20 protein-coding genes and 1 riboswitch are annotated in these 23,286 nt (G+C 61.7%); of the genes, 14 read left to right on the plus strand and 6 right to left on the minus strand.

The window, feature by feature from the left end:
- Nucleotides 1-82: 82 nt before the first annotated feature.
- A complete protein-coding gene (hldE, locus tag DKB71_RS02955) occupies nucleotides 83-1,507 on the plus strand; it encodes a bifunctional D-glycero-beta-D-manno-heptose-7-phosphate kinase/D-glycero-beta-D-manno-heptose 1-phosphate adenylyltransferase HldE (RefSeq protein ID WP_274076020.1) in 1,425 nt (474 codons plus the stop codon).
- Nucleotides 1,508-1,576: 69 nt separating this feature from the next.
- Here the strand turns inward: hldE and DKB71_RS02960 are convergent, their stop codons facing one another.
- From DKB71_RS02960 to DKB71_RS02975, 4 genes are all read right to left on the minus strand, one after another.
- Nucleotides 1,577-2,545: a metal ABC transporter ATPase gene (locus DKB71_RS02960; protein WP_274076019.1), complete on the minus strand. Its 969-nt coding sequence runs from the start codon at nucleotides 2,543-2,545 to the stop codon at nucleotides 1,577-1,579.
- A 33-nt stretch (nucleotides 2,546-2,578) separates the two neighbouring features.
- Nucleotides 2,579-3,391, minus strand: a complete 813-nt coding sequence (locus DKB71_RS02965; RefSeq protein ID WP_408599582.1) for an aldo/keto reductase — start codon at nucleotides 3,389-3,391, stop codon at nucleotides 2,579-2,581.
- Complete coding sequence (locus DKB71_RS02970; protein WP_408599583.1) at nucleotides 3,388-4,563, minus strand: NAD(P)/FAD-dependent oxidoreductase; 1,176 nt, start codon at nucleotides 4,561-4,563, stop codon at nucleotides 3,388-3,390. Before DKB71_RS02970 ends, DKB71_RS02965 begins: the two co-directional genes overlap by 4 nt.
- Before the next feature lie 181 nt (nucleotides 4,564-4,744).
- Nucleotides 4,745-5,077 (minus strand): multidrug efflux SMR transporter, encoded by a 333-nt coding sequence (locus tag DKB71_RS02975; RefSeq protein ID WP_008004867.1) that lies wholly within the window; start codon nucleotides 5,075-5,077, stop codon nucleotides 4,745-4,747.
- Between the two features lie 103 nt (nucleotides 5,078-5,180).
- Between DKB71_RS02975 and DKB71_RS02980 the strand changes: the two genes are divergently transcribed.
- Together DKB71_RS02980 and waaA are read left to right on the plus strand one after the other, a co-directional pair.
- Nucleotides 5,181-6,095, plus strand: coding sequence for a LysR family transcriptional regulator (locus tag DKB71_RS02980; RefSeq protein WP_274076016.1), 915 nt, complete (start codon nucleotides 5,181-5,183; stop codon nucleotides 6,093-6,095).
- A complete protein-coding gene (waaA, locus tag DKB71_RS02985; RefSeq protein ID WP_408599584.1) occupies nucleotides 6,088-7,365 on the plus strand; it encodes a lipid IV(A) 3-deoxy-D-manno-octulosonic acid transferase in 1,278 nt (425 codons plus the stop codon). Before DKB71_RS02980 ends, waaA begins: the two co-directional genes overlap by 8 nt.
- Before the next feature lie 84 nt (nucleotides 7,366-7,449).
- Here the strand turns inward: waaA and DKB71_RS02990 are convergent, their stop codons facing one another.
- Nucleotides 7,450-8,883 carry a TolC family outer membrane protein gene (locus DKB71_RS02990; RefSeq protein WP_408599585.1) on the minus strand — a complete coding sequence of 478 codons (1,434 nt, stop codon included), beginning with the start codon at nucleotides 8,881-8,883 and terminating at the stop codon, nucleotides 7,450-7,452.
- A 205-nt stretch (nucleotides 8,884-9,088) separates the two neighbouring features.
- Nucleotides 9,089-9,194, plus strand: a riboswitch (TPP riboswitch).
- Nucleotides 9,195-9,358: 164 nt separating this feature from the next.
- On the opposite strand from DKB71_RS02990, the gene thiC reads away from it, so the two are divergent.
- Together thiC and cytX are read left to right on the plus strand one after the other, a co-directional pair.
- A complete protein-coding gene (gene thiC, locus DKB71_RS02995) occupies nucleotides 9,359-11,248 on the plus strand; it encodes a phosphomethylpyrimidine synthase ThiC (protein WP_034148712.1) in 1,890 nt (629 codons plus the stop codon).
- A 186-nt stretch (nucleotides 11,249-11,434) separates the two neighbouring features.
- Nucleotides 11,435-12,727 carry a putative hydroxymethylpyrimidine transporter CytX gene (cytX, locus tag DKB71_RS03000; protein WP_408599586.1) on the plus strand — a complete coding sequence of 431 codons (1,293 nt, stop codon included), beginning with the start codon at nucleotides 11,435-11,437 and terminating at the stop codon, nucleotides 12,725-12,727.
- Here the strand turns inward: cytX and DKB71_RS03005 are convergent.
- The gene (locus tag DKB71_RS03005; protein WP_323608915.1) at nucleotides 12,696-13,442 is read right to left on the minus strand and encodes an RsiV family protein; all 747 of its coding nucleotides are present in this window, start codon (nucleotides 13,440-13,442) and stop codon (nucleotides 12,696-12,698) included. The genes cytX and DKB71_RS03005 overlap by 32 nt on opposite strands.
- A 207-nt stretch (nucleotides 13,443-13,649) precedes the next feature.
- Between DKB71_RS03005 and DKB71_RS03010 the strand changes: the two genes are divergently transcribed.
- From DKB71_RS03010 to DKB71_RS03050, 9 genes are all read left to right on the plus strand, one after another.
- The gene (locus tag DKB71_RS03010; RefSeq protein ID WP_323626742.1) at nucleotides 13,650-14,267 is read left to right on the plus strand and encodes an NUDIX domain-containing protein; all 618 of its coding nucleotides are present in this window, start codon (nucleotides 13,650-13,652) and stop codon (nucleotides 14,265-14,267) included.
- A complete protein-coding gene (locus DKB71_RS03015; protein ID WP_008063540.1) occupies nucleotides 14,258-14,710 on the plus strand; it encodes a DUF1249 domain-containing protein in 453 nt (150 codons plus the stop codon). Before DKB71_RS03010 ends, DKB71_RS03015 begins: the two co-directional genes overlap by 10 nt.
- A gap of 103 nt (nucleotides 14,711-14,813) precedes the next feature.
- A complete protein-coding gene (cpdA, locus tag DKB71_RS03020; protein ID WP_274076010.1) occupies nucleotides 14,814-15,629 on the plus strand; it encodes a 3',5'-cyclic-AMP phosphodiesterase in 816 nt (271 codons plus the stop codon).
- 195 nt (nucleotides 15,630-15,824) lie between these two features.
- Nucleotides 15,825-16,433 carry a YqiA/YcfP family alpha/beta fold hydrolase gene (locus DKB71_RS03025; RefSeq protein WP_323626744.1) on the plus strand — a complete coding sequence of 203 codons (609 nt, stop codon included), beginning with the start codon at nucleotides 15,825-15,827 and terminating at the stop codon, nucleotides 16,431-16,433.
- Between the two features lie 43 nt (nucleotides 16,434-16,476).
- The gene (gene parE, locus DKB71_RS03030; protein WP_274076780.1) at nucleotides 16,477-18,384 is read left to right on the plus strand and encodes a DNA topoisomerase IV subunit B; all 1,908 of its coding nucleotides are present in this window, start codon (nucleotides 16,477-16,479) and stop codon (nucleotides 18,382-18,384) included.
- The gene (locus DKB71_RS03035) at nucleotides 18,384-19,373 is read left to right on the plus strand and encodes an esterase-like activity of phytase family protein (RefSeq protein WP_408599587.1); all 990 of its coding nucleotides are present in this window, start codon (nucleotides 18,384-18,386) and stop codon (nucleotides 19,371-19,373) included. The genes parE and DKB71_RS03035 overlap by 1 nt, the downstream gene beginning before the upstream one ends.
- Nucleotides 19,370-19,894: a TIGR02281 family clan AA aspartic protease gene (locus tag DKB71_RS03040; protein ID WP_046819858.1), complete on the plus strand. Its 525-nt coding sequence runs from the start codon at nucleotides 19,370-19,372 to the stop codon at nucleotides 19,892-19,894. The genes DKB71_RS03035 and DKB71_RS03040 overlap by 4 nt, the downstream gene beginning before the upstream one ends.
- A 7-nt stretch (nucleotides 19,895-19,901) precedes the next feature.
- A complete protein-coding gene (gene parC, locus DKB71_RS03045; protein WP_408599588.1) occupies nucleotides 19,902-22,169 on the plus strand; it encodes a DNA topoisomerase IV subunit A in 2,268 nt (755 codons plus the stop codon).
- A gap of 176 nt (nucleotides 22,170-22,345) precedes the next feature.
- Nucleotides 22,346-23,059 carry a membrane integrity-associated transporter subunit PqiC gene (locus tag DKB71_RS03050; RefSeq protein ID WP_408599589.1) on the plus strand — a complete coding sequence of 238 codons (714 nt, stop codon included), beginning with the start codon at nucleotides 22,346-22,348 and terminating at the stop codon, nucleotides 23,057-23,059.
- The last annotated feature ends 227 nt before the right edge of the window (nucleotides 23,060-23,286 follow it).

Below are 23,286 nucleotides of genomic sequence, written 5' to 3' on the forward strand. Positions count from 1 at the left end.
ATCCCGTTGCAGCCGTCACACAAGCCTGTGCCCACCCTGTGTTAATATCGCGCCCCTGTTCATTTTGTATGTGGGTTGCTCCATGAAGTTGTCCATGCCGCGATTCGATCAAGCCCCTGTCTTGGTGGTCGGCGATGTCATGCTCGACCGTTACTGGCATGGTGGTACCTCACGGATTTCCCCTGAGGCGCCAGTACCGGTAGTCAAGGTCGAACACATCGAGGACCGCCCGGGCGGTGCCGCCAACGTTGCGTTGAACATTGCCGCCCTTGGCGCGCCGGCCTCGCTGGTCGGCGTCACCGGCGACGATGAAGCCGCCGACAGCCTGGTCAATAGCCTCAAGGGGGCCGGTGTGCGCGCGTTGTTCCAGCGCATCGCGCACCAGCCGACCATCGTCAAACTGCGGGTCATGAGTCGTCACCAGCAATTGCTGCGAATCGACTTCGAAGAACCGTTCGCCACCGACTCCCTGGCGTTGTCCGTGCAAGTCGACGAACTGCTCGAAGGCATCAAGGTGCTGGTGCTGTCCGACTACGGCAAGGGCGCACTGAAAAACCATCAGGTGTTGATCCAGGCCGCCCGCGCCCGTGGCATTCCGGTGCTGGCCGATCCCAAGGGCAAGGATTTCTCCATTTATCGCGGAGCGAGCCTGATCACGCCGAACCTCAGCGAATTCGAAACCATCGTCGGTGGTTGCGCCGATGAGCACGAATTGGTCAGCAAAGGCGCGCAGCTGATGCACGACCTGGACCTTGGCGCCTTGCTGGTGACCCGTGGGGAACACGGCATGACCCTGCTGCGGCCTGATCATCCGGCATTGCACCTGCCGGCACGCGCCCGTGAAGTGTTCGACGTGACCGGTGCTGGCGATACGGTGATTTCCACCCTGGCAGCGGCGATTGCTGCGGGTGAGGAACTGCCGCACGCGGTGGGCCTGGCCAATCTGGCGGCAGGTATCGTGGTCGGCAAGCTTGGTACGGCGGCCATCAGCGCGCCGGAATTGCGTCGGGCTATCCAGCGTGAAGAAGGCTCCGAGCGCGGCGTGTTGGGCCTGGAGCAGCTGTTGCTGGCAGTCGATGATGCGCGTGCGCATAAAGAGAAGATCGTTTTCACCAACGGCTGCTTCGACATCCTGCATGCCGGGCACGTGACGTACCTGGAGCAGGCGCGGGCGCAAGGCGATCGCCTGATCGTCGCGGTCAACGACGATGCGTCGGTCAGCCGCCTGAAAGGGCCCGGCCGTCCGATCAACAGTGTCGACCGGCGCATGGCGGTGCTGGCAGGTCTGGGCGCGGTCGATTGGGTGATCAGTTTCGCTGAAGGCACACCGGAGAACCTGCTGCGCGAGGTCAAGCCGGACGTGCTGGTCAAGGGTGGGGACTACGGGATTGACCAAGTGGTCGGTGCGGACATCGTGACCGCTTACGGCGGGACCGTGAAAGTGCTGGGACTGGTGGAAAACAGCTCAACGACCGCCATTGTCGAGAAGATCCGCAAGTCCGAATAAACCCAAAACAAATCGCAACCTGCGGCACGTGACCCTGTAGGAGCTGCCGCAGGCTGCGATCTTTTGCTTTTAAGAGTTGACCTTTTTACGCGGCACGATCTTCTTCAGCAGTTGCCTGGCCTTGCCACGCAACCGCGCCAATCCCGAAGCCTTCCCCGGCGGCGTCAAACCCTGCTGACGCACCCAGTCCTTCCAGCGAATCCGCTCATCTTTCACCAGCCAGCCTTCCTGCCGGGCAAAACTTTCGGCCAGGTACAGTCCGCGGGTGCTTGCCGGGTGCAATTGATCCTTTTTCAAGGTGTAGAGCTCGGCCAGGGGGTGGCCATCCTGCAAAGGCATCAGGTACAGGTCGGGACGCTTGCGATCCAGGCGGGCGACCAATTGATCACCTTCCAGGCGTTCGTCGACGTGAAACAGGCTCAGGGACTTGGCTTCCTTGGGCACCTCCAGGCGCAAGTCGTAGATCAACTGCAGCGATGCGGTCGGCAAGTGCACGTAGGCCCGTGGCCGTTCGATCAATGGCAGGTTGGCGCAACGCACCGGACGTGCCGAGCCGGACAGCGGCGACAGGCGAAACGGCAGGGCTTCGCGGTAGTGCAGGGCGCTGGAGTAGGGCGCGGGTAGCCAGGTGTCGTTGAAGCGTCCGCCGAGCCAGCCTTCCGGGGTTTCCAGCAGGCATTCCTCGGCAATTTCCTGGATGGCCGTGTGCAACGGCAGGTTCAGCTCATGGGCCGGCACGTAGCCGGAAATCAGCTTGAGCACCACGTCTCCACGGTCCTGCCGCCGCTGGCGCACCAGTACCCAGTAATCGCGATTCTGCCAATGCAGTGTCAGGCGAACCGACACCCCGAGGTTGGCCAGCTCCAGGGAAAAGCGTTGCGTATCGGCGACGGTCACCGGGCGCCGACGTTGCAGGATCTGGGAGAAATTCAGCGGCCTCCCGACGCTCTGATAACTCAGGCCTTCGGGAGTCGCTTCGACGAATAACGGCAGGGTCTTGAAGTTGCTCGGGTTCTTTCTAATGAGCGTACGCGGCATGTCGGCTCCTGCTTTAGGCCGCGTGGGGCGGCATCAGTGGCTACGTAGGACCTGGGCAACGGTCGCCACGTTATGGGCGAGGTGCAGCGGGTTGATCGTTCCGACAATAGCACTGGCCACGCCGGGATGTTCGAACAACAACTTGAAACTGGCGCGCACAGGGTCCACGCCTGGGCTCAGGCACACATGACCGCTGGCGAGGGCTTTCTTGACCAGAATGGCTTTGCCGTGAGCAGCAGCATAGTCAATCACGGCCTTTTCGCTTTGCTCGTTCAGATTGTAGGTGACCATGGCGCAATCACCTTGCTCCAGCGCCTTCAAGCCGCCTTCGACGGTTTTGCCGGAAAAGCCGAAGCCGCGAATCTTGCCTTCGGCCTTGAGTGCGGCAAGGGTTGCGTAGACTTCGCAGTCGTTGAGGATCGCCAGGTCGTTGCCGTCGGAGTGCACCAGCACCAGGTCGATAAAATCAGTTTCAAGGCGTTGCAGGCTGCGCTCCACCGAGAGGCGGGTGTGGGCGGCGCTGAAATCATGGCGGGACTGCCCGTCGGCAAATTCTTCGCCGACCTTGCTGACTATCACCCAATCCTGACGCTGACCTCGCAGCAGCGGGCCGAGGCGCTCTTCGCTGCGACCATAGGCCGGCGCGGTGTCGATCAGGTTGATGCCCATATCACGCGCGAGTTTGAGCAGCATGCGCGCTTCGTCATCATCGGGAATCTGGAAACCGTTGGGGTACTTCACCCCTTGATCGCGGCCGAGTTTTACCGTGCCCAGGCCTAGTGGCGATACTGTCAGGCCAGTGCTGCCCAAGGGGCGGTGAAGGTCGTGCAAAGTCGGTTGGCTCATGGCAGCAGTTGCTCCCAGACCGGGACGCCCATCGGCGGTTTTGGCAGCGGCGGCAATGCGCTGGCGGGACCCGGTTGAATGCCATCGCGGGCGAGGCTGGCGATCACCCGGTCGGCGAAGTCCGGCGCCAGTGCCAGTTTGGTTGGCCAGCCCACCAGCAGGCGACCTTCCTCGGCCACAAAGGCGTTGTCGGGGCGGGTCAGGCCTGATTGCAATGGCTCCGCGCGGTCCACGCGCAGGGTTGCCCATTGCACCGTGCTGAGGTCGATCCATGGCAGTAACTGGCCAAGCTCTTTCTGTGCAGTGGCGATCTGTTCGGCGGGTTCACGGGCCACGCCTTCGGCTTCGGCGATATCTCCGCCCAAGTACCAGACCCACTGGCCATCGGCCGCCGGGTGCGTGGTCACCGTGATGCGCGGTTTGGTGCCGCCACCCAGGCAATGGGCGTACAGCGGCTTGAGGCTCGGGCCCTTGGCGATGATCATGTGCAGCGGGCGACGTTGCATGGCGGGCTGGGTCAACCCCAGCGCTTCGAGCAACGCCGCCGTTCCGCCACCGGCGCTCAATACGATGCGTTGGGCGCGGATCTCGCGTTCATCCACCTTGAGGCCGACCAGCACACCACCCTCCAGCAGCGGTTCGATCTTCTGGCCGGCGAGCAGACCGTCACCCGCGAGGTCTGCCAGGCGCTGGATCAGGCTCGGTACATCGATCACCAGTTCCGCGAGGCGATAGACTTTGCCCTTGAAGCGTTTGTCTTGCAGGGCCGGTGGCAATTGGTCGCCCTTGACCTGATCGACGCGACCGCGCACGGCCTTGCTGGCGAAGAAGCTGGTGAGGTTGCCGGCAATGGTCCCCGGTGACCAGAGATAGTGGGCCTCGGACAGCAGACGCACGCCCGACAGGTCCAGTTCGCCGTTGCCAGCGAGGGCTTCACGCCAGCGCCGCGGCATGTCGGCAATGGCTTCCGAGGCGCCGGTCAGTGCGCCATGCAGAGCATATTTGGCTCCGCCATGGATGATGCCCTGGGACTTCACGCTCTGCCCGCCGCCGAGGCTGGCGCTTTCCACCAGCACGGTCGAAAAACCCTCGCGGCGCAGGCGCGCATTCAGCCAGAGGCCGGCGACACCAGCGCCGACAATGAGAACGTCGGTGGAAATAACGGATGGCATGCGGCGACCTCAGTGTTCAAGACGAGGGCGCAGTATACAGACTCGAAGAAGCGTGGATTTGTTGGTGATCAATTGTGGGAGCGGGCTTGCTCGCGAAGGCGTCGTGTCAGTCGGCTTCAATGCTGGATGACACACCGCATTCGCGAGCAAGCCCGCTCCCACATTGGATTGTGCGTGAGTCTTAGTGTCCGGCGGTTTTGGAGAACAACTGAATCACCACGACACCCAGGACGATAAGCGCCATCCCCAGCATCGCCGGCACATCCAGCTTCTGCCCGTAGATAAACAGCGCCGCGACGCTGACCATTACGATGCCCATGCCGGCCCATACCGCGTATGCCACGCCCACCGGTACGCTGCGCACCACCAGGGTCAGCATCCAGAAGGCGATGCCGTAGCCGACGATCACCAGCAGCAGCGGCAGCGGGGTGCTGAAGCCTTTGACCGCTTTCATCGAAACAGTGGCAATCACTTCGGCGCAGATGGCAATGGCCAGGTAGTAGTAAGCGGTCATGGGTCAATCCTCGTATGAAGTGTTGCTTGCTGAGTTCGGCATTCTAGAGATTCTCCAGATGCGGTAAAGTCATTACCTATCTGTTCTGAAGATGGGTTTGTCGATGCAATGGAACCTTGAACAACTGCGCCTGTTTGTCGGCGTGGCGGAGCAACGCTCGTTTTCTGCCGTGGCACGGGACCAGCGCAAAGCCCAGTCGGCGGTCAGTAGTGCAATTGCGCTGTTGGAGGAAGACTTGGGCGTGAGCCTGTTCGACCGCAGCAGCGGCCGCCAGCCGAAACTCACCGAGGCCGGCAACGCCTTGCTGGAAGAGGCGCGGGAGGTGCTGCGCCAGTGTGAGCGTCTCAATGGCCGGGCGCTGGCGATGATGCGCGGCCAGGAGGCCCGTCTGCGCCTGGCCCAGGATGAGGCGATGCCGTACCAGCCGATCATCGAAAGCTTCGAAGCCCTGGCGGAAAAATTTCCCAGCATTGAAGTGCAGCTGACCAGCGCTGCCCAAGGCGATGTGGCGCGCAAACTGGTGGAGCGTCGGGCCGATCTGGGTTTGCTGTTTTACCATGATCAAATTCCTGAAGCCCTGGAGCGGCGGGTGCTGGGCAGTGTCGAGATGGTCACGGTATGCGGCGTCGGGCATCCATTGGCGGCAAAGGCTGAAGTGAACTGCCAGGAACTGGCGCAGCATCGCCAGTTGCTGATGTCCACCCAGTCCAGCGTCTACCCCGGCAGCGAACCGGCCAGCCCGCAGGTCTGGCGGGCCGACAGCTTTTATGTGATGGCTGAATGGTTGGTGCGCGGTCTTGGCTGGGCCTGGCTGCCACGGCACGTAGTTCAGTACCCGGCGTATCAGGATTTGATGGTCGAACTGGTCAGCGAATGGACCCCGCCGGCCCTGGTGGTGGAACTGGTCTGGCGGCGCGATGAGCCGCTGGGTCCGGCGGCTCGCTGGTTGGCGGAACGTTTTGCCGTGCATCTGCAGGCGATCGGCGAAAAAACCGATAAACTCCGCCGCCATGAATAGAACTCTCTACACCGTGCTGTTTTACCTGGGGCTGCCATTGGTGGCGATTCGGCTGTGGCTGCGCTCGCGCAAGGCGCCGGCCTATGCCAAGCGCATCGGCGAGCGTTTCTCCTACGGGATGCCGACGATGAAACCCGGAGGAATCTGGGTGCACGCGGTGTCCGTAGGCGAAAGCATTGCCGCCGCGCCGATGATTCGCGCCTTGCTGCAACGTTATCCACAGCTGCCGATCACCGTGACCTGCATGACCCCCACCGGTTCGGAGCGCATCCAGGCGTTGTTCGCCAACGAGCCGCGCATCCAGCACTGCTATCTGCCGTACGACTTGCCGTGCGCCGCCAAGCGTTTTCTTGATCGCGTCCAGCCAAAGCTGGCGGTGATCATGGAAACCGAACTCTGGCCCAACCATATCCATCAATGCGCCAAGCGCGGGATTCCCGTGGCGCTGGCCAATGCGCGGCTGTCCGAGCGTTCGGCCAGGGGCTATGGTCGCTTCAGAAAACTGACCGCTCCGATGCTCGCCGAGATGAGCCTGTTTGCGGTGCAGACCGAAGCCGAGGCCCAGCGTTTTCGTGAGTTGGGCGCGCGGGGGGAAACCGTCGAAGTCACCGGCTCGATCAAGTTCGACCTGACCATCGACCCACAACTTTTACAGCGTGCTGCCGAGTTGCGCGGGCAATGGCAGGCGCAGGAACGCCCGGTGTGGATCGCCGCCAGTACCCACGATGGCGAAGACGAGGTGGTCCTGGCAGCCCATCGCCAGTTGCTCGCGGGCCATCCCGATGCCTTGCTGATTCTGGTGCCGCGCCATCCTGAGCGCTTTAACCCGGTTTTCGAATTGTGCCGTCAGCAGGGTTTCGAAACAGTCCGTCGCTCCACGGGCGAACCCGTTACCGCTAAGACTTCGGTGCTGCTGGGTGACACCATGGGCGAGTTGCTGTTTCTCTATGCCCTGGCCGACAGCGCGTTCGTCGGCGGTAGCCTGGTGCCCAATGGCGGGCATAACCTGCTTGAGCCGGCGGCACTCTCCAAGCCAGTGCTGAGCGGCCCTCATCTGTTCAACTTCCTTGAAATCGCAGCGCAGTTGCGCAGTGCCGGGGCGTTGCAGGAGGTTGAGGATGCGCAAGGTCTGGCGGTGGCGGTGCAGCGCCTGTTCGAATTGCCGCGCGATGCGCAGCGGATGTCGGAAGCGGGGTTGAAGGTGATGCGCGCCAATCAGGGGGCGCTGCAGCGGTTATTGGATGGGTTGGGGCGGTTGATCGACCGTTAGAAACAAAAAGATCGCAGCCTGCGGCAGCTCCTACAGGGGGATGCATTCCAATGTAGGAGCTGCCGAAGGCTGCGATCTTTTGCTTTAAGGCCTTGCCTTGAGTTGCTCAGCCGCGGCCTTCGCCAGATCCGGCGGCAGGAAGTCCTTGTCCGGGTTGTAGTTGGGATTGAGCCAACGTGCCAGATCCTGCAAGTCCCCCGGGTTCAACGTACCGGCCTGCTGCTTCAAGCGCAGGTTGTCGAGGATGTAGTCGTAGCGGGTGTTGTTGTAGTCACGCACCGACGTGTAGAGCGAGCGCTGTGCATCCAGCACGTCGACGATGTTTCGCGTGCCCACCTGATAGCCGATTTCGGTCGCTTCCACCGCGCTCTGGTTGGAGATGATCGATTGCTTGCGCGCCTGCACCTGCTCGACATCGGTATTCACCGCGCGGTGCAGGTCACGGGTGTTTTCGACGATTTGTCGACGCAGGGATTCGCGTTGCTGCTCGGTCTGGTCCAGCTGCGCATAGGATTGGCGCACCTGGGAATTGATCAGGCCACCGCTGTAGATCGGGATGTTCAGTTGCAGGCCCACGGTCGTTTGCTCGACGTTGCCGCCATACGCCTGGGGAAAGCCGTTCGGGTTGCTGAAACCCAGCGCATCGTTGTCGCCTTTCTCATATTGCGCCACGGCGTCGAGGGTCGGTGCATGACCGGACTTGCGCTGCTTGACGGTTTGCTCGGCGGCACTGACGGCGTAGTTGCTGGCCAGCAGGTTGAGGTTCTGTTTGGCCGCCGTATCGACCCAGGCCTTGGCGTCGTTCGGCGCGGGCGGCAGGATCGGCAGGTTGTGGCTGATGCCCTGGATCGAGTTGTACTGACGGTTGGTCAGGGTGATCAGGGCTTCGAAGGCGTCATCCACCTGGCGCTGGGCAACGATGCGGTTGGCGCGTGCCGTGTCGTAGCTGGCTTGCGAGTTCAGCACGTCGGTCTTGTCCGAAAGGCCGACATCGAAGCGCTCGTTGGACTGGTCAAGTTGACGCTTGAACGCGGCTTCCTCGGCCTTGGTCGAGGCCAGGTTGTCCTGGCTGCGCAGCACGTTGAAGTAACTGTCGGCCGTCTGCAGGATCAGGTTTTGCTGGGTCGCGGAGAGTTGCAGCGCTGCCTGTTCGTTGACGTCCTTGGCGGCCTGGAACTGGAACCAGCGGTCGGCGCGGAACAGTGGCTGCGCCAGGGTCGCCTGATACGAATGGGCATTGCGGTTGGTCGTGGCCGAAGGCTGGTCGATAGCGGTGCGCACGCTGGCAACATTGGCGCCGCCCGACAGGTTGGGCAGCAACCCGGCGCGGGCCTGGGGCACGACTTCCTTTTGGGCGCCATATTGGGCGATGGCGGCGGCAAGGTCGGCGTTGTTGTTCACCGCTTCCTGATACACGCTGACCAGGTCGGTCCTGGTCGATAAGGGCGCTTCTGCTGCCCAGGCCATTCCATTGGACGCACAAGACACGGCAAGGGCCAGTGAGAGTTTGCGCAGCATAGGCGTTCCCTAGTAAAAATATTACACAAGTAATTTGAGCGCCAAGGCTAAGGCGCTGCCTGTGCAACGTCAATGCGCAGCTTGGCGTAGCGAGTGTAGTTGTGCATTGGAGCGGCAACAATCCTGGCAATCGCGCTAATTGCGCCATTCATCACGGTGTTTGCAACGGAGTTGGCGTTCTCTGCCAGTTGTGTCTAGACTGGCCGGGTTCTTGTCGGGGTGCCTTGCTATGAGGCTGAGATCGAATAATTTCGGATCCCGTTGAACCTGATCAGGTTAGCGCCTGCGTAGGGAACAAGATTTCTCGTCACCCGGCGAGTCCTCTTGTGCTTCGTCCGGGATGTTGTTCGACAATCGAACACCCCTCGAGCACTGAGCACAGCACAGCTGGTTTTTTCAGCGCCCGTGCGTCCATTCGTTTACAGGTTCGCTCCGACAAAATTCCACTGCCTGGATGCTGTCTGGAGAGCCCGTGATGACTACAAAAGCAAAAATCGCCACCAACCTGAGTGACTCGGCCAAGGTCGATCAACAATCGGTGCAGCCGTTTACCCGCTCGCAAAAAATCTATGTCCAGGGCACTCGCCCGGACATCCTCGTGCCGATGCGCGAAATCAGCCTCGACGTGACGCCAACCGACTTCGGTGGCGAGGTCAACGCGCCGGTCGTGGTCTATGACACATCCGGCCCGTACACCGACCCCAACGTCATCATCGACGTGCGCAAAGGCCTGGCCGATGTGCGCTCGCCCTGGATCGAATCCCGCGGCGACACCGAGCGCCTGAGCGGCCTGAGCTCCAACTTCGGCCAGGAACGTCTCGCCGACCCGGAACTGACCAAGCTGCGTTTTGCCCACGTGAACAACCCGCGCCGTGCCAAGCCGGGTGCCAACGTCAGCCAGATGCACTACGCGCGCCAGGGCATCATCACCGCCGAGATGGAATACGTCGCCATCCGCGAAAACATGAAGCTGGAAGTGGCCCGCGCCGCCGGCCTGCTGGACCAGCAACACGCCGGCCACAGCTTCGGCGCCAGCGTGCCGAAAATCATCACCCCGGAATTCGTCCGTGACGAAATCGCCCGCGGCCGCGCGATCATTCCGGCCAACATCAACCACACCGAACTGGAACCGATGATCATCGGCCGTAACTTCCTGGTGAAGATCAACGGCAACATCGGCAACAGCGCCCTGGGTTCGTCCATCGAAGAAGAAGTGGCGAAACTGACCTGGGGCATTCGCTGGGGTTCGGACACGGTCATGGACCTGTCCACCGGCAAACACATTCACGAAACCCGCGAGTGGATCATCCGCAACTCGCCGGTGCCGATCGGTACCGTGCCGATCTACCAGGCCCTGGAAAAAGTCGGCGGCGTCGCCGAAGACCTGACCTGGGAGCTGTTCCGCGACACCCTGATCGAGCAGGCCGAGCAGGGCGTCGACTACTTCACCATTCACGCCGGCGTGTTGCTGCGCTACGTGCCAATGACCGCCAAGCGCGTGACCGGCATCGTCTCCCGTGGCGGTTCGATCATGGCCAAGTGGTGCCTGGCGCACCACAAGGAAAACTTCCTCTACACCCATTTCGAAGACATCTGCGAAATCATGAAGGCCTACGACGTCAGCTTCTCGCTGGGTGATGGCCTGCGTCCTGGCTCGATTGCCGATGCCAACGACGAAGCGCAGTTCGGCGAGCTGGAGACCCTCGGCGAGCTGACCAAGATCGCCTGGAAGCACGACGTGCAGTGCATGATCGAAGGCCCGGGCCACGTGCCGATGCAGTTGATCAAGGAGAACATGGACAAGCAGCTGGAATGCTGCGACGAGGCGCCGTTCTACACCCTCGGCCCGCTGACCACCGACATCGCGCCGGGCTACGACCACATCACCTCCGGTATCGGCGCGGCGATGATCGGCTGGTTCGGTTGCGCCATGCTCTGCTACGTCACGCCCAAGGAGCACCTGGGCCTGCCAAACAAGGATGACGTCAAGACCGGGATCATCACCTACAAGATCGCCGCGCATGCCGCCGATCTGGCGAAGGGGCATCCGGGCGCACAGATCCGCGACAATGCCTTGAGCAAGGCGCGCTTCGAATTCCGTTGGGAAGACCAGTTCAACCTGGGCCTTGATCCGGATACCGCCCGTTCGTATCACGATGAGACGCTGCCGAAGGATTCGGCCAAGGTCGCGCACTTCTGCTCCATGTGCGGGCCGAAATTCTGCTCGATGAAAATTACCCAGGAAGTCCGCGAGTATGCGGCCAACCAACGGATCGAGGCGGTCGACGTGGATGTTGCCCAGGGCATGGCCGAACAGGCTGAGCGCTTCAAGCAGGAAGGCAGTCAGCTGTATCAGAAAGTTTGATCTGACCTGTGATTGACGGCGCCTTTGCTGCCGTCTTCGCGAGCAAGCCCGCTCCCACACTGGATCTCCTGTGAACACAAATTTTGTGTACGACCGGGATCAATGTGGGAGCGGGCTTGCTCGCGAAGGCGTTGGAACAGGCACCGGATTTCTCAATGACACACTTATCCCTCTGAGATAACACCCTTGAGCATTCAACCGAGTACTTATTCCCCCGACATCGCGGTGCCTACCGACAAACGTGTGTTCGGCGGCCGCGATCTGTTTTCCCTGTGGTTCTCCCTCGGCATCGGCCTGATGGTCCTGCAGACCGGCGCACTGCTCGCGCCAGGCCTGGGCCTGTCCGGCTCGCTGCTGGCGATCTTCCTCGGTACGCTGGTCGGCGTTCTACTGCTGGCTGCCGTCGGCGTGATCGGCAGCGACACCGGCCTGTCATCCATGGCCGCGCTCAAACTCAGCCTCGGCAACAAAGGCGCTAGCCTGCCGGCGGTGCTGAACCTGCTGCAACTGATCGGTTGGGGCTCGTTCGAGATCATCGTCATGCGCGATGCCGCCAGCCTGTTGGGCGCCAAGGCCTTCAGCGAGGGTAGCGTACTGTCCAATCCAGTGCTGTGGACCTTGTTCTTCGGCGCACTGGCGACCCTGTTGGCCGTCAGCGGTCCGTTGACCTTCGTGCGCCAGATCCTGCGTAAATGGGGCATCTGGCTGTTGCTGGCAGCGTGCATCTGGCTGACCTGGAACCTGTTCGCCAAAGCCGACCTGGCCGCCTTGTGGGCGCAGGCCGGTGACGGTTCGATGCCGTTCGCGGTGGGCTTCGACATTGCTATCGCGATGCCGCTGTCGTGGCTGCCACTGATTGCCGACTACTCGCGTTTCGGCAAGCGTGCGAAGAATGTCTTCGGCGGTACGGCGATTGGCTTCTTCATCGGTAATTTCTGGCTGATGAGCCTGGGCGTGGCCTACACCCTGGCGTTCGCGCCGAGCGGTGAAGTCAATGCCTTGCTGTTGGCGCTGGCGGGCGCAGGCCTGGGCATTCCGCTGCTGCTGATCCTGCTCGATGAGTCGGAAAACGCCTTTGCCGACATTCACTCGGCAGCCGTTTCCAGCGGGATCCTGTTGCGCCTGAAAGTCGAGCACCTGGCCTTGGCCATCGGCGTGATCTGCACCCTGATCGCCTTGCTGGCGCCACTGGCCCAGTACCAGAACTTCCTGCTGTTGATCGGATCGGTGTTTGCGCCGCTGTTCGGCGTGGTGCTGGTGGATCACTTCATCCTGCGCAAACGCAGTGGCCAAGTGGCGTCAGCCGCATTGCGCTGGCCGGCGCTGCTCGCCTGGTTGGGCGGGGTGAGCACCTATCATTTGCTGGCCAATCTGTATCCGGACATCGGCGCAACCCTGCCGGCGTTGATCCTGGCAGGGCTGCTGCAACTGGTGCTGGGTCGGGCCTTCAGTTACGACCGGGAAACAGCTCGGGCTTGATGATGCCGTTCAGGCGAGGGTAGGGGATCTTCAGTTCGACATGGCCCAGCGCGTAAGGCGCGATGCTGCTGGTTTCGTACTTGAGGATCACCCCGCCGTAGGTCAGCGCCACGTTCTGGGTTTTCTGGAACGGCCAGCTCTTGACGAACTCCGGTTCCTGATCGAGCTTGGTGCTGATCAACCAGCTGTTGTGCGCCACCTGCGCGGCTTTCCAGAACGCCTCTTCCTGCCCGGGCACCAGCATGTCCGACAGTGTCAGCACTTTATGCTGCTGACGCGAGTAGTTGATGAACCCCCGACCCGGCGTGCCATGGGCGCCGCCGGTGTCCAGGTAGCTGGACAACTCGATGATCACCAGTCCGTCATGCTGCTCACGTACCTTGGCCTGCAGGTAAATGCTGTTGCGCGGACCTGCGGTGCGCAAAAACTGTTCGCGATAGGCCGCCAGCGTCGGCGCCACCGGGGCGTCGGGTGAGGTGCGGGTCATTTGCAGCAGGCGTTTTTCGATGATGCCGTCCAGTTCAGGCTCGGCGGGGAAGTGCAGGGTGTCGATGTTCACCAGCGGACAGTCCTGGTCCGTACAGCCTGGCTTGAGTTGCTCGGTGGCGTCGCGGGTAGTTTCCAGCGGCGCGCGATAGTTAGGCTGGAACAGGCTCTGGCAAGCGCCCAGGGTCAGGGCGAGAGCGGCCACGGAGGCAATTTTAAAAAGCGACATGGGCGTCCTTCATAAAACAGGGAAAGGCGAAAAGTTACCCGCTTCGACTGTCAACGGAGCAGTCAGTTCGCCACTAAGCTAATTAGAGTGGGTTTCGCCCTCACCGTCCATCTCGATGAAGGTAAAGGGGCTGCATCAAACCTCACGGGCGCGTTAGGATGGCGCGAAGTCGAGGTTGGAGCCTCGGTGTCAGATACGAGGATAGTCATGACTGATTTTGCCAAAGCCATTCCGACCGCCGTGGATATCGTTCGGCGCGAAAAGTGCTTCGAGGGTTTCTACAAGCTCGATCGCGTGCACTTGCGCCACGAACTGTTCGCCGGCGGCATGAGCCGCGAAATCAGCCGTGAACTGTTCGTGCGCCACGATGCGGTGTGCATGCTGCCCTACGACCCCCAGCGCGACGAAGTGGTGCTGATCGAGCAGTTTCGCGTCGGTGCCCTGGGCAAGACCGACAATCCATGGCTGATCGAACTGGTCGCTGGTCTGATCGACAAGGATGAGCAACCGGAAGAAGTTGCTCACCGCGAAGCGCAGGAGGAAGCTGGGCTTGTCATCGGGGCGCTGTGGCCGATGACCCAATATTTTCCATCGCCGGGCGGCAGCAACGAATTCGTGCATTTGTACCTGGGACGTTGCGATAGTAGTGGGGTAGGCGGCCTGCATGGGCTGGAGGAAGAGGCTGAAGATATTCGTGTCACGGTGTGGGCGTTCGAAGATGCCCTGCAAGCCGTACGCGACGGACGTATTGCCAACGCGGCCAGCATCATTGCCTTGCAATGGCTGGCACTGAACCGCGTTGAAGTGAGGGGGCTATGGTCGTAAACAAGCTGCGCGATCGCTATCGGGTGGACCTCGTGGGGCTACAGGCATCCTGCGAGGCGAACTACGCGCGCCTGATGCGATTGTTGCCGGACATGCGCAGCGAGCCGGCGGCGCGGCGTATCGCCGTGACCCATGGCGACCAGATGCTGGGCGTGCTGGCGCTGGAGGTGCTGCAGGTCTGTCCCTACACCACCACCCTGCAGGTGCGCCAGGAGCACAGTCTGCCATGGCTGCCGGTGCCGCAACTGGAAGTGCAGGTCTATCACGACGCGTGCATGGCCGAAGTGGTCAGCGCCGAACATGCACGGCGCTTTCGCGGCATCTATCCTTACCCGAACGCCTCGATGCACCAGCCCGACGAAAAGGCCCAGCTGAACATGTTCCTGGGCGAGTGGTTGAGTCATTGCCTGGCGTTGGGGCACGAGTACGAAGTGGTCCGTTGACGTTCTTGTGAACTGCGTCAGGTTCGCGGATTCCCCTTTTTGATCATCCCCCAGCATAATTGCGCCATCCTCCAACCCCGCGATCACGCCCTGGGAGAACGCCTTGCCGAGCGTATCCAACTTGACCACCGCCGATCCGGCGTTGCTGGTGCAGCTCTCCGACAGTCACCTGTTCGCCGAAGCGGACGGGATGCTGCTGGGCATGAATACCCGTGACAGCCTGCAAAAAGTCATCGACTTGGTACGCGAGCAGCAGCCTCGCATCGATCTGATCCTGGCCACCGGCGATTTGTCCCAGGACGGCACGCTCGAGTCATACCAGCAGTTTCGCGAGTTGACCCGACAGCTCGACGCGCCAGCGCGCTGGATTCCCGGCAATCACGACGAGCCGCGGATAATGGCCGAGGCCGCGGTGCAGAGCGCCTTGCTGGAGCCGGTGGTGGATGTTGGCAACTGGCGGGTCACCCTGCTCGATTCGGCCGTGCCGGGCTCAGTACCGGGGTATTTGCAGGATGAGCAGTTGCAGTTGTTGGCCCGTTCCTTGAGCGAAGCGCCGGAGCGGCACCATCTGGTGTGCCTGCACCATCACCCGGTATCGATCGGCTGTGCGTGGATGGAGCCGATCGGTCTGCGCAATCCTGAGGCGTTTTTTGAAGTCCTGGATCGTTTTCCACAGGTGCGTGCCGTGCTGTGGGGCCATGTGCATCAGGAAATCGATCAATTGAGTAACGGCGTGCGTCTGATCGCCTCGCCATCGACCTGCATTCAGTTCGAACCGGGCAGCGAAGACTTCAAGGTCGGGGAGCAGGCGCCGGGGTATCGCTGGTTGCGTTTATTGCCGGATGGGCGGCTGGAAACCGGTGTGGAACGCCTGACCGGGTTCGACTTTCAGGTCGATTACGGCTCCAACGGCTACTGAGGGACCGAGGCGCGTCCTTCGCGAGCAAGCCCGCTCCCACACTGGATCTCCTGTGTTCATAAATAGCGCGTTCACTCAGATCCCATGTGGGAGCGGGCTTGCTCGCGAAGGCTTCCCCACAGGCAACCTGACTTCCACGTATATCCCCGATTCCCTGTAAACTCCGCCTCTTTACCCGAAGCTCAGGGAGTTCAAATGTCCGGCTCGATCCTTTATATCCACGGTTTCAACAGCGCGCCTGCGTCGAAAAAGGCCACCCAGTTGAGCGAAGTGATGGAACGCCTGGGCTTGAGCGACCAATTGCGTGTGCCGGCCCTGCATCACCACCCCCGCGAGGCCATCGGTCAGCTGGAGCAGGCGATTGAAGCGCTCGGACGGCCACTGCTGGTCGGCAGCTCGCTCGGCGGCTACTATGCGACTCACCTGGCCGAGCGCCATGGCTTGAAAGCCCTGTTGATCAACCCTGCCGTCAGTCCGCACCGGATGTTTGACGGGTTCCTGGGTACACAGAAGAACCTGTATACCGACGAGACCTGGGAAATGACCCACGACCATGTGACGGCCCTCGCCGAGCTGGAAGTGCCGGCACCCCAGGACCCGCAGCGCTATCAGGTATGGTTGCAGACCGGTGACGAAACACTGGACTATCGCCTCGCCCAACAGTATTACCGGGCCTGTGCCTTGCGCATCCAGGCCGGTGGCGACCATGGTTTCCAGGGTTTTGCCGAGCAGCTTCCGGCGATGCTGAGTTTTGCCGGCATTGGCGCAGATTTGTATCAGGCGATTGATTTCACCGCGCTGTGAAACCTTGCCCCTATTTTCAATGAAAGACTGACGACGAGACCCCATGGCCACTCCCAGCGCTAGCTCTTATAACGCCGACGCCATCGAAGTCCTCTCGGGCCTCGACCCGGTGCGCAAACGCCCCGGCATGTACACCGACACCAGTCGGCCGAACCACCTCGCCCAGGAAGTCATCGACAACAGTGTCGACGAAGCCTTGGCCGGGCATGCCAAATCGGTGCAGGTCATCCTCCACGCCGATCACTCGCTGGAAGTCAGCGATGACGGCCGTGGCATGCCAGTGGACATTCACCCCGAAGAAGGCGTTTCCGGGGTCGAACTGATCCTCACCAAGCTTCATGCGGGTGGCAAGTTTTCCAACAAGAACTACCAGTTCTCCGGCGGTCTGCACGGGGTGGGTATTTCGGTGGTCAACGCCTTGTCGACCGAAGTCCGGGTGCGTGTAAAACGTGACGGCAACGAATACCAGATGACCTTCGCTGACGGTTTCAAGAAAACCGAGCTGGAAATCCTCGGTACGGTCGGCAAACGCAATACCGGCACCAGCGTGTTCTTCGCGCCGGACCCGAAATACTTCGATTCACCGAAATTCTCCATCAGCCGCCTCAAGCACGTGCTCAAGGCCAAGGCCGTCCTGTGCCCGGGGCTGCTGGTCAGTTTTGAAGACAAGGCCAGCGGCGAGAAAGTCGAATGGCATTACGAAGACGGCCTGCGTTCCTATCTGGTCGACGCGGTCAGCGAATTCGAGCGCCTGCCGGACGAGCCGTTCTGCGGCAGCCTGGCCGGTAACAAGGAAGCCGTGGACTGGGCGCTGCTGTGGCTGCCGGAAGGTGGCGACGCGGTGCAGGAAAGCTACGTCAACCTGATCCCGACCGCCCAGGGCGGTACCCACGTCAACGGTTTGCGCCAAGGCCTGCTCGACGCCATGCGCGAGTTCTGCGAATTCCGCAGCCTGTTGCCACGCGGCGTGAAGCTGGCGCCGGAAGACGTCTGGGAACGCATCGCTTTTGTGCTGTCGATGAAAATGCAGGAGCCACAATTCTCCGGCCAGACCAAGGAACGCCTGTCGTCCCGCGAAGCGGCGGCGTTCGTCTCCGGTGTGGTCAAGGATGCGTTCAGCCTGTGGCTCAACGCGCACCCGGAAACCGGCCTGGCGCTGGCGGAACTGGCGATCAACAACGCTGGTCGTCGCCTCAAGGCCAGCAAGAAGGTCGAGCGCAAGCGCATCACCCAGGGGCCGGCGTTGCCGGGCAAGCTCGCCGACTGCGCCGGGCAGGACCCGATGCGTTCCGAGCTGTTCCTGGTGGAAGGTGATTCCGCCGGTGGTTCTGCCAAGCAGGCGCGGGACAAAGAGTTCCAGGCGATCCTGCCGTTGCGCGGCAAGATCCTCAATACCTGGGAAGTCGACGGCAGCGAAGTGCTGGCCAGCCAGGAAGTGCACAACATTGCCGTGGCCATCGGCGTCGATCCGGGCGCCGCGGACATGAGCCAGCTGCGCTACGGCAAGATCTGCATCCTCGCCGACGCCGACTCCGACGGCCTGCACATTGCGACCCTGCTCTGCGCGCTGTTCGTCCAGCATTTCCGCCCGCTGGTGGATGCCGGTCACGTCTACGTCGCCATGCCGCCGCTGTACCGCATCGACCTGGGCAAAGAGATCTACTACGCCCTCGACGAAGCCGAGCGCGACGGCATTCTCGATCGCCTGGTGGCCGAGAAGAAGCGCGGCAAGCCGCAGGTCACCCGATTCAAGGGCCTGGGTGAAATGAACCCGCCGCAGCTGCGCGAAACCACCATGGACCCGAACACCCGGCGCCTGGTGCAACTGACCCTGGGCGATAATTTCGACGCGACCTCGGAAATGATGGACATGCTGCTGGCGAAAAAACGCGCCGGCGACCGCAAGACCTGGCTGGAGTCCAAGGGCAACCTGGCGGAGGTGCTGGGCTGATGCGGCTGGGCTTTGCCCTGGCGTGTGCGTTGCTGCTGACCTCGATGACGGTGTCTGCCAAGCCGACACCGCAGCTGCGCCTGTTGTCCGAGCACGCCGTGGACGGCATGCGCGGCGGCAACCTGTCCGGGCTGGCCCAGTGCGGCACGGAGTTGTGGACGGTCTCCGACCGCGACGACGACCAGATCTACCGCCTCGAGACGGGCGCGGGTGTCTGGCGTGCGGAAGCGGTGGGCATCGGCGTGCCGCCCGTGCCGGAAAGCGGCTTGCCCTGGGGCCTGCGTTCGCGGGCCTGGGTGTCGTCGTTCGTGCGTGGCGGTGACCTGGATTTCGAAGGGATCACCTGCGACAGCGCTGGCAATCGCTACGTGGTCAGCGAGTCTCATGCGGCGGTGCTGCAAATTCCGCCAACCGGGCCAACCTTCTGGCTGAAGATTTCGCCGCTCATGGTGCGCGAGGCGCGGGCCAGCGGTATGTTGCTGCGCTTTAATGCATTGTTCGAGGGCTTGGCGATCAATCCACAAGGTGACCAGTTGTGGTTGGCTGCCGAGCGCGAGAGCCGCGGGTTGCTGCTGGTCAAGCGCAAGCAGACCGTCTGGGACTGCGATGGCGGCTGTGTGCTGCTGAGCGAAGGCGGAAAGGAGATGCAACCGGCACAATTTCCCAGCGCCAGGCCGATGCCCCGGGATTTTGCCGACCTGTCATGGTTCGACGGCAAGCTGTTTACCCTCGAGCGCAATGCGTACGAGATTTGCCGTCGTGATGCAGTGACAGCCAAGGTCGAGCGCTGCTGGTCGTTTGCCGATGAGGCGTTGCAGGAAAATCGTCGTTATCCCCAGGACTTTGCCCTGACGGAAGCCTTGATCGTGGACGCCGAGGGCGCCTGGATCGGCATCGACAACAACACCGGCGCCCGCGCCGATGGCGAGGTCCGTCCGATCGTCTGGCGCTTTGCTGTACCTGAAGGTGGCTGGAGTGCCAAGTCATGAGCCAGCAAACGCCGGGCAAACGTGCCGGTCGGGTATTGATGGTACTGGCCTGGTGCGCCGCTTTGTTTCTGGCCACGCGGTTTTTCGGCCAGTGGGAAGAGCGTCAGCAAAATCCGAATGTGGTCGTCAGCTCGGAACGCGGCGAGGGTTTCGTCGAGGTGAAACTGGTGAGCAATGGCCAGGGGCATTTCGTTGCCAGCGGCCATATCAATGGCCAGCCGGTGAATTTCATGCTCGATACCGGGGCGACCGATGTGGCGATCCCGGCGCAAATGGCCGAACGGCTGAAACTGGAACAAGGCTTCGGGGTGACCCTGAGCACCGCCAACGGTCGCACCGAGGGTTATCGAACCCGGGTCGACCGGCTGCAACTGGGCGACATTGTGTTGCGTGATGTGCGCGCCATCGTCGTGCCAGGCCTGGATGGCGAGCAAGTGCTGCTCGGTATGAGCGCGCTGAACAAACTTGAATTTACCCAGCGCGGTGGCACCATGCTGCTGCGCCAGACAACGAACCGATGAGGCCCGCATGAGCGACTCCCTTGATCTCAGCCTGGACGGTGTAGAACGCCGGTCACTGGCTGACTTCACCGAAAATGCCTACCTCAACTACTCCATGTACGTGATCATGGACCGTGCCTTGCCGCATATCGGCGACGGCCTGAAACCGGTACAGCGCCGCATCATTTATGCGATGAGCGAGTTGGGGCTGGACGCCGATTCCAAGCACAAGAAATCGGCGCGTACCGTCGGTGACGTGCTCGGTAAATTCCACCCCCACGGCGACTCGGCCTGCTACGAAGCCATGGTCCTGATGGCCCAGCCGTTCAGCTATCGCTATACGCTGGTGGATGGCCAGGGTAACTGGGGTGCGCCGGACGATCCCAAGTCCTTCGCCGCCATGCGTTACACCGAGGCACGGTTGTCGCGTTACTCCGAAGTGCTGCTCAGCGAACTGGGCCAGGGCACGGCGGACTGGGGCCCGAACTTCGACGGCACCCTCGACGAACCGCTGGTGTTGCCGGCACGTTTGCCGAATATCCTCCTCAACGGCACCACCGGTATCGCCGTGGGCATGGCCACCGACGTGCCGCCGCACAACCTGCGCGAAGTCGCCAGCGCCTGCGTGCGTTTGCTCGACGAGCCCAAGGCCACGGTCGAACAGCTCTGTGAACACATCCAGGGTCCGGATTACCCGACCGAAGCGGAAATCATCACGCCGCGCGCCGACCTGCTGAAAATCTACGAGACCGGCCGCGGTTCGGTGCGCATGCGCGCCGTTTATCACATTGAAGACGGCGACATCATCGTCACCGCGCTGCCACATCAGGTTTCCGGCGCCAAGGTGCTGGAACAGATCGCGGCGATGATGCAGGCCAAACCCTCGAAAGCTCCGCAAATCGCCGATTTACGCGACGAGTCGGACCACGAGAACCCGTGCCGGATCGTGATTATTCCGGGCGCCCGGAAAAACTTTGACCACGATGCGTTGATGCAGCACCTGTTCGCCAGCACCGAGCTGGAGTCGAGCTACCGGGTCAACATCAACATCATCGGCCTGGACGGCAAGCCGCAGCTGAAAAACCTGCGGGCCCTGCTGGTCGAGTGGCTGGAATTCCGGGTCCGGACCGTACGCCGCCGCCTGCAATTCCGCCTGGACAAGGTCGAGCGTCGCCTGCACCTGTTGGACGGTTTGTTGATCGCTTACCTCAACCTGGATGAAGTGATCCACATCATCCGCACCGAGGAGCAGCCTAAAGCCGCGCTGATCGAGCGTTTCGCCCTGAGCGAAATCCAGGCCGACTACATCCTCGACACGCGTTTGCGCCAATTGGCGCGGCTGGAAGAAATGAAGCTGCGTTCCGAGCAGGACGAACTGCTCAAGGAACAAGCCAAGCTGCAAGCCCTGCTGAGCAGCGAAGCCAAGCTGAAGAAGCTGGTACGCACCGAGCTGATCAAGGATGCCGAGACCTATGGCGACGACCGTCGCTCACCAATCGTCGAGCGCGCCGAAGCCAAGGCGCTGACCGAACACGATCTGCTGCCGAACGAAAAAGTCACCGTGGTGCTGTCGGAAAAAGGCTGGGTGCGCTCCGCCAAAGGCCATGACATCGACGCCACCGGGCTTTCCTACAAGGCCGGGGATGGTTTCAAGGCCCTGGCGGCAGGGCGCTCCAACCAGTTTGCGGTGTTTATCGATTCCACCGGCCGCAGTTATTCGGTGGCGGCACACACCTTGCCTTCGGCCCGTGGCCAGGGAGAGCCGCTGACCGGCCGTCTGACGCCGCCGCCAGGGGCGAGTTTCGAATGCGTGCTGATGCCCGAAGACGATGCGCTGTACGTCATCGCCTCGGACGCCGGTTACGGTTTCGTGGTCAAGGGTGAAGACCTGCAGGCCAAGAACAAGGCGGGCAAGGCCCTGCTGAGCCTGCCGAACAACGCCAAGGTGATCCTGCCGCGTCCGGTGGCCGATCGTGAGCATAACTGGTTGGCTTCGGTGACCACCGAAGGTCGCCTGCTGATCTTCAAGATCAGCGATCTGCCACAATTAGGTAAGGGCAAAGGCAACAAGATCATCGGCATTTCCGGTGAGCGTGTGGCCAGTCGCGAAGAATATGTCACGGACATCGCCGTTGTGCCGGATGGCGCCACTTTGGTGCTGCAGGCTGGAAAACGTACCTTGTCACTGAAAGCGGACGACCTCGAACACTACAAGGGTGAGCGTGGGCGTCGTGGGAACAAACTGCCACGTGGCTTCCAGCGGGTAGATGCGCTGTTCGTCGAAAACCTCAATTAAGCGTCCTAGAGGCCTCGATCTACGATTTAACGCGTAGATCGACGCTTTGGCGCTGGAGTCGGAACGCATATTCACGGATGATATGGCCTTTCAAGCGCCGGCGTGGCCGAGCGTTCTTCATATTTATTGAGTATTTTCACTGTGATTAGCCTTGTGGCAATCACCTGGATGGGACGATGACTGCTCTGCGCCTTCCTTTTATTTTGATGCTCGCCGGCGTACTTGGCCTGGCGGGTTGCAGCGTTCACCAGCCGGTGTCGCTGTATCAACTGGACAGCGGAAGTCCGGTTCAGCCTGCGCAAAGCGCGGGCATGGCGGTTTTGCTGGGTCCGGTAACCGTGGCGGACTACCTGCAGCGCGAAACCCTGTTGCAGCGTCAGTCTGATGGCAGCCTGCAGGCCTCGACCGACGGCCGCTGGGCTGGCAGCCTGTCCTCCGACATCGACCAGCTGTTGCTGCGGCAGGTGGCGGGCCACCTGGACAGCCAGCGTGTCGTGCTGGCGCCTGCGACCACAGGCTTCACGCCGGATGTCCAGGTGCTGTTGACCATCACGCGCCTGGATTCGGGGAAGTCGCAACCGGCGATTCTCGATGCGCAATGGCGTTTGATCGATCGTCGCGGCCAGGTGCGCGATAACCGCATCATTCACCTGCAGGAACAGCACGCCGGCAACACGGCGGCTCAGGTCCAGGCACAGGGTGTATTGCTGCAGAAGCTCGCTGAACAGCTCTCGGTAGCGCTCAAGCCACTGGCCAACCAGCCACCGATCGCCGAAGCACCACGCAAGCCGGCAGCCAAGCCTGCAGCACCGGCGGCGGAGCAGGAAAAACAGCCGAAGATCCCGATGGCTGCGCCGATTCGTACGGATATGGAAGTGTTTCGCTTCTAAAGCTCGATGGATTGGAAACAAGGCCCGCGTTGATGCGGGCCTTGTTGTTTCTGCCGGTTGGAGATCTCTAGTGCCTGTCCCGGCCTCTTCGCGGGCAAGCCCGCTCCTACAGTGATTGATGTCGTACACAAGACCTGCGTTCGGCATGGAACCCTGTAGGAGCTGGCTTGCCAGCGATAGCGAAAGGACAGGCAACAAAAAAGCCCGCAGACGATCACTCGCCTGCG

The sequence above is a fragment of the Pseudomonas sp. PLMAX genome, assembly GCF_046042685.1.
Classification (GTDB): domain Bacteria; phylum Pseudomonadota; class Gammaproteobacteria; order Pseudomonadales; family Pseudomonadaceae; genus Aquipseudomonas; species Aquipseudomonas putida_AE.

Excerpts from the sequence above, each read along its gene's own strand:
- hldE (WP_274076020.1), top strand. The coding sequence starts at position 83 with ATGAAGTTGTCCATGCCGCGATTCGATCAAGCCCCTGTCTTGGTGGTC.
- DKB71_RS02960 (WP_274076019.1), bottom strand. The coding sequence starts at position 2,545 with ATGCCGCGTACGCTCATTAGAAAGAACCCGAGCAACTTCAAGACCCTG.
- DKB71_RS02965 (WP_408599582.1), bottom strand. The coding sequence starts at position 3,391 with ATGAGCCAACCGACTTTGCACGACCTTCACCGCCCCTTGGGCAGCACT.
- DKB71_RS02970 (WP_408599583.1), bottom strand. The coding sequence starts at position 4,563 with ATGCCATCCGTTATTTCCACCGACGTTCTCATTGTCGGCGCTGGTGTC.
- DKB71_RS02975 (WP_008004867.1), bottom strand. The coding sequence starts at position 5,077 with ATGACCGCTTACTACTACCTGGCCATTGCCATCTGCGCCGAAGTGATT.
- DKB71_RS02980 (WP_274076016.1), top strand. The coding sequence starts at position 5,181 with ATGCAATGGAACCTTGAACAACTGCGCCTGTTTGTCGGCGTGGCGGAG.
- waaA (WP_408599584.1), top strand. The coding sequence starts at position 6,088 with ATGAATAGAACTCTCTACACCGTGCTGTTTTACCTGGGGCTGCCATTG.
- DKB71_RS02990 (WP_408599585.1), bottom strand. The coding sequence starts at position 8,883 with ATGCTGCGCAAACTCTCACTGGCCCTTGCCGTGTCTTGTGCGTCCAAT.
- thiC (WP_034148712.1), top strand. The coding sequence starts at position 9,359 with ATGACTACAAAAGCAAAAATCGCCACCAACCTGAGTGACTCGGCCAAG.
- DKB71_RS03005 (WP_323608915.1), bottom strand. The coding sequence starts at position 13,442 with ATGTCGCTTTTTAAAATTGCCTCCGTGGCCGCTCTCGCCCTGACCCTG.
- DKB71_RS03010 (WP_323626742.1), top strand. The coding sequence starts at position 13,650 with ATGACTGATTTTGCCAAAGCCATTCCGACCGCCGTGGATATCGTTCGG.
- DKB71_RS03015 (WP_008063540.1), top strand. The coding sequence starts at position 14,258 with ATGGTCGTAAACAAGCTGCGCGATCGCTATCGGGTGGACCTCGTGGGG.
- DKB71_RS03025 (WP_323626744.1), top strand. The coding sequence starts at position 15,825 with ATGTCCGGCTCGATCCTTTATATCCACGGTTTCAACAGCGCGCCTGCG.
- parE (WP_274076780.1), top strand. The coding sequence starts at position 16,477 with ATGGCCACTCCCAGCGCTAGCTCTTATAACGCCGACGCCATCGAAGTC.
- DKB71_RS03035 (WP_408599587.1), top strand. The coding sequence starts at position 18,384 with ATGCGGCTGGGCTTTGCCCTGGCGTGTGCGTTGCTGCTGACCTCGATG.
- DKB71_RS03040 (WP_046819858.1), top strand. The coding sequence starts at position 19,370 with ATGAGCCAGCAAACGCCGGGCAAACGTGCCGGTCGGGTATTGATGGTA.
- parC (WP_408599588.1), top strand. The coding sequence starts at position 19,902 with ATGAGCGACTCCCTTGATCTCAGCCTGGACGGTGTAGAACGCCGGTCA.
- DKB71_RS03050 (WP_408599589.1), top strand. The coding sequence starts at position 22,346 with ATGACTGCTCTGCGCCTTCCTTTTATTTTGATGCTCGCCGGCGTACTT.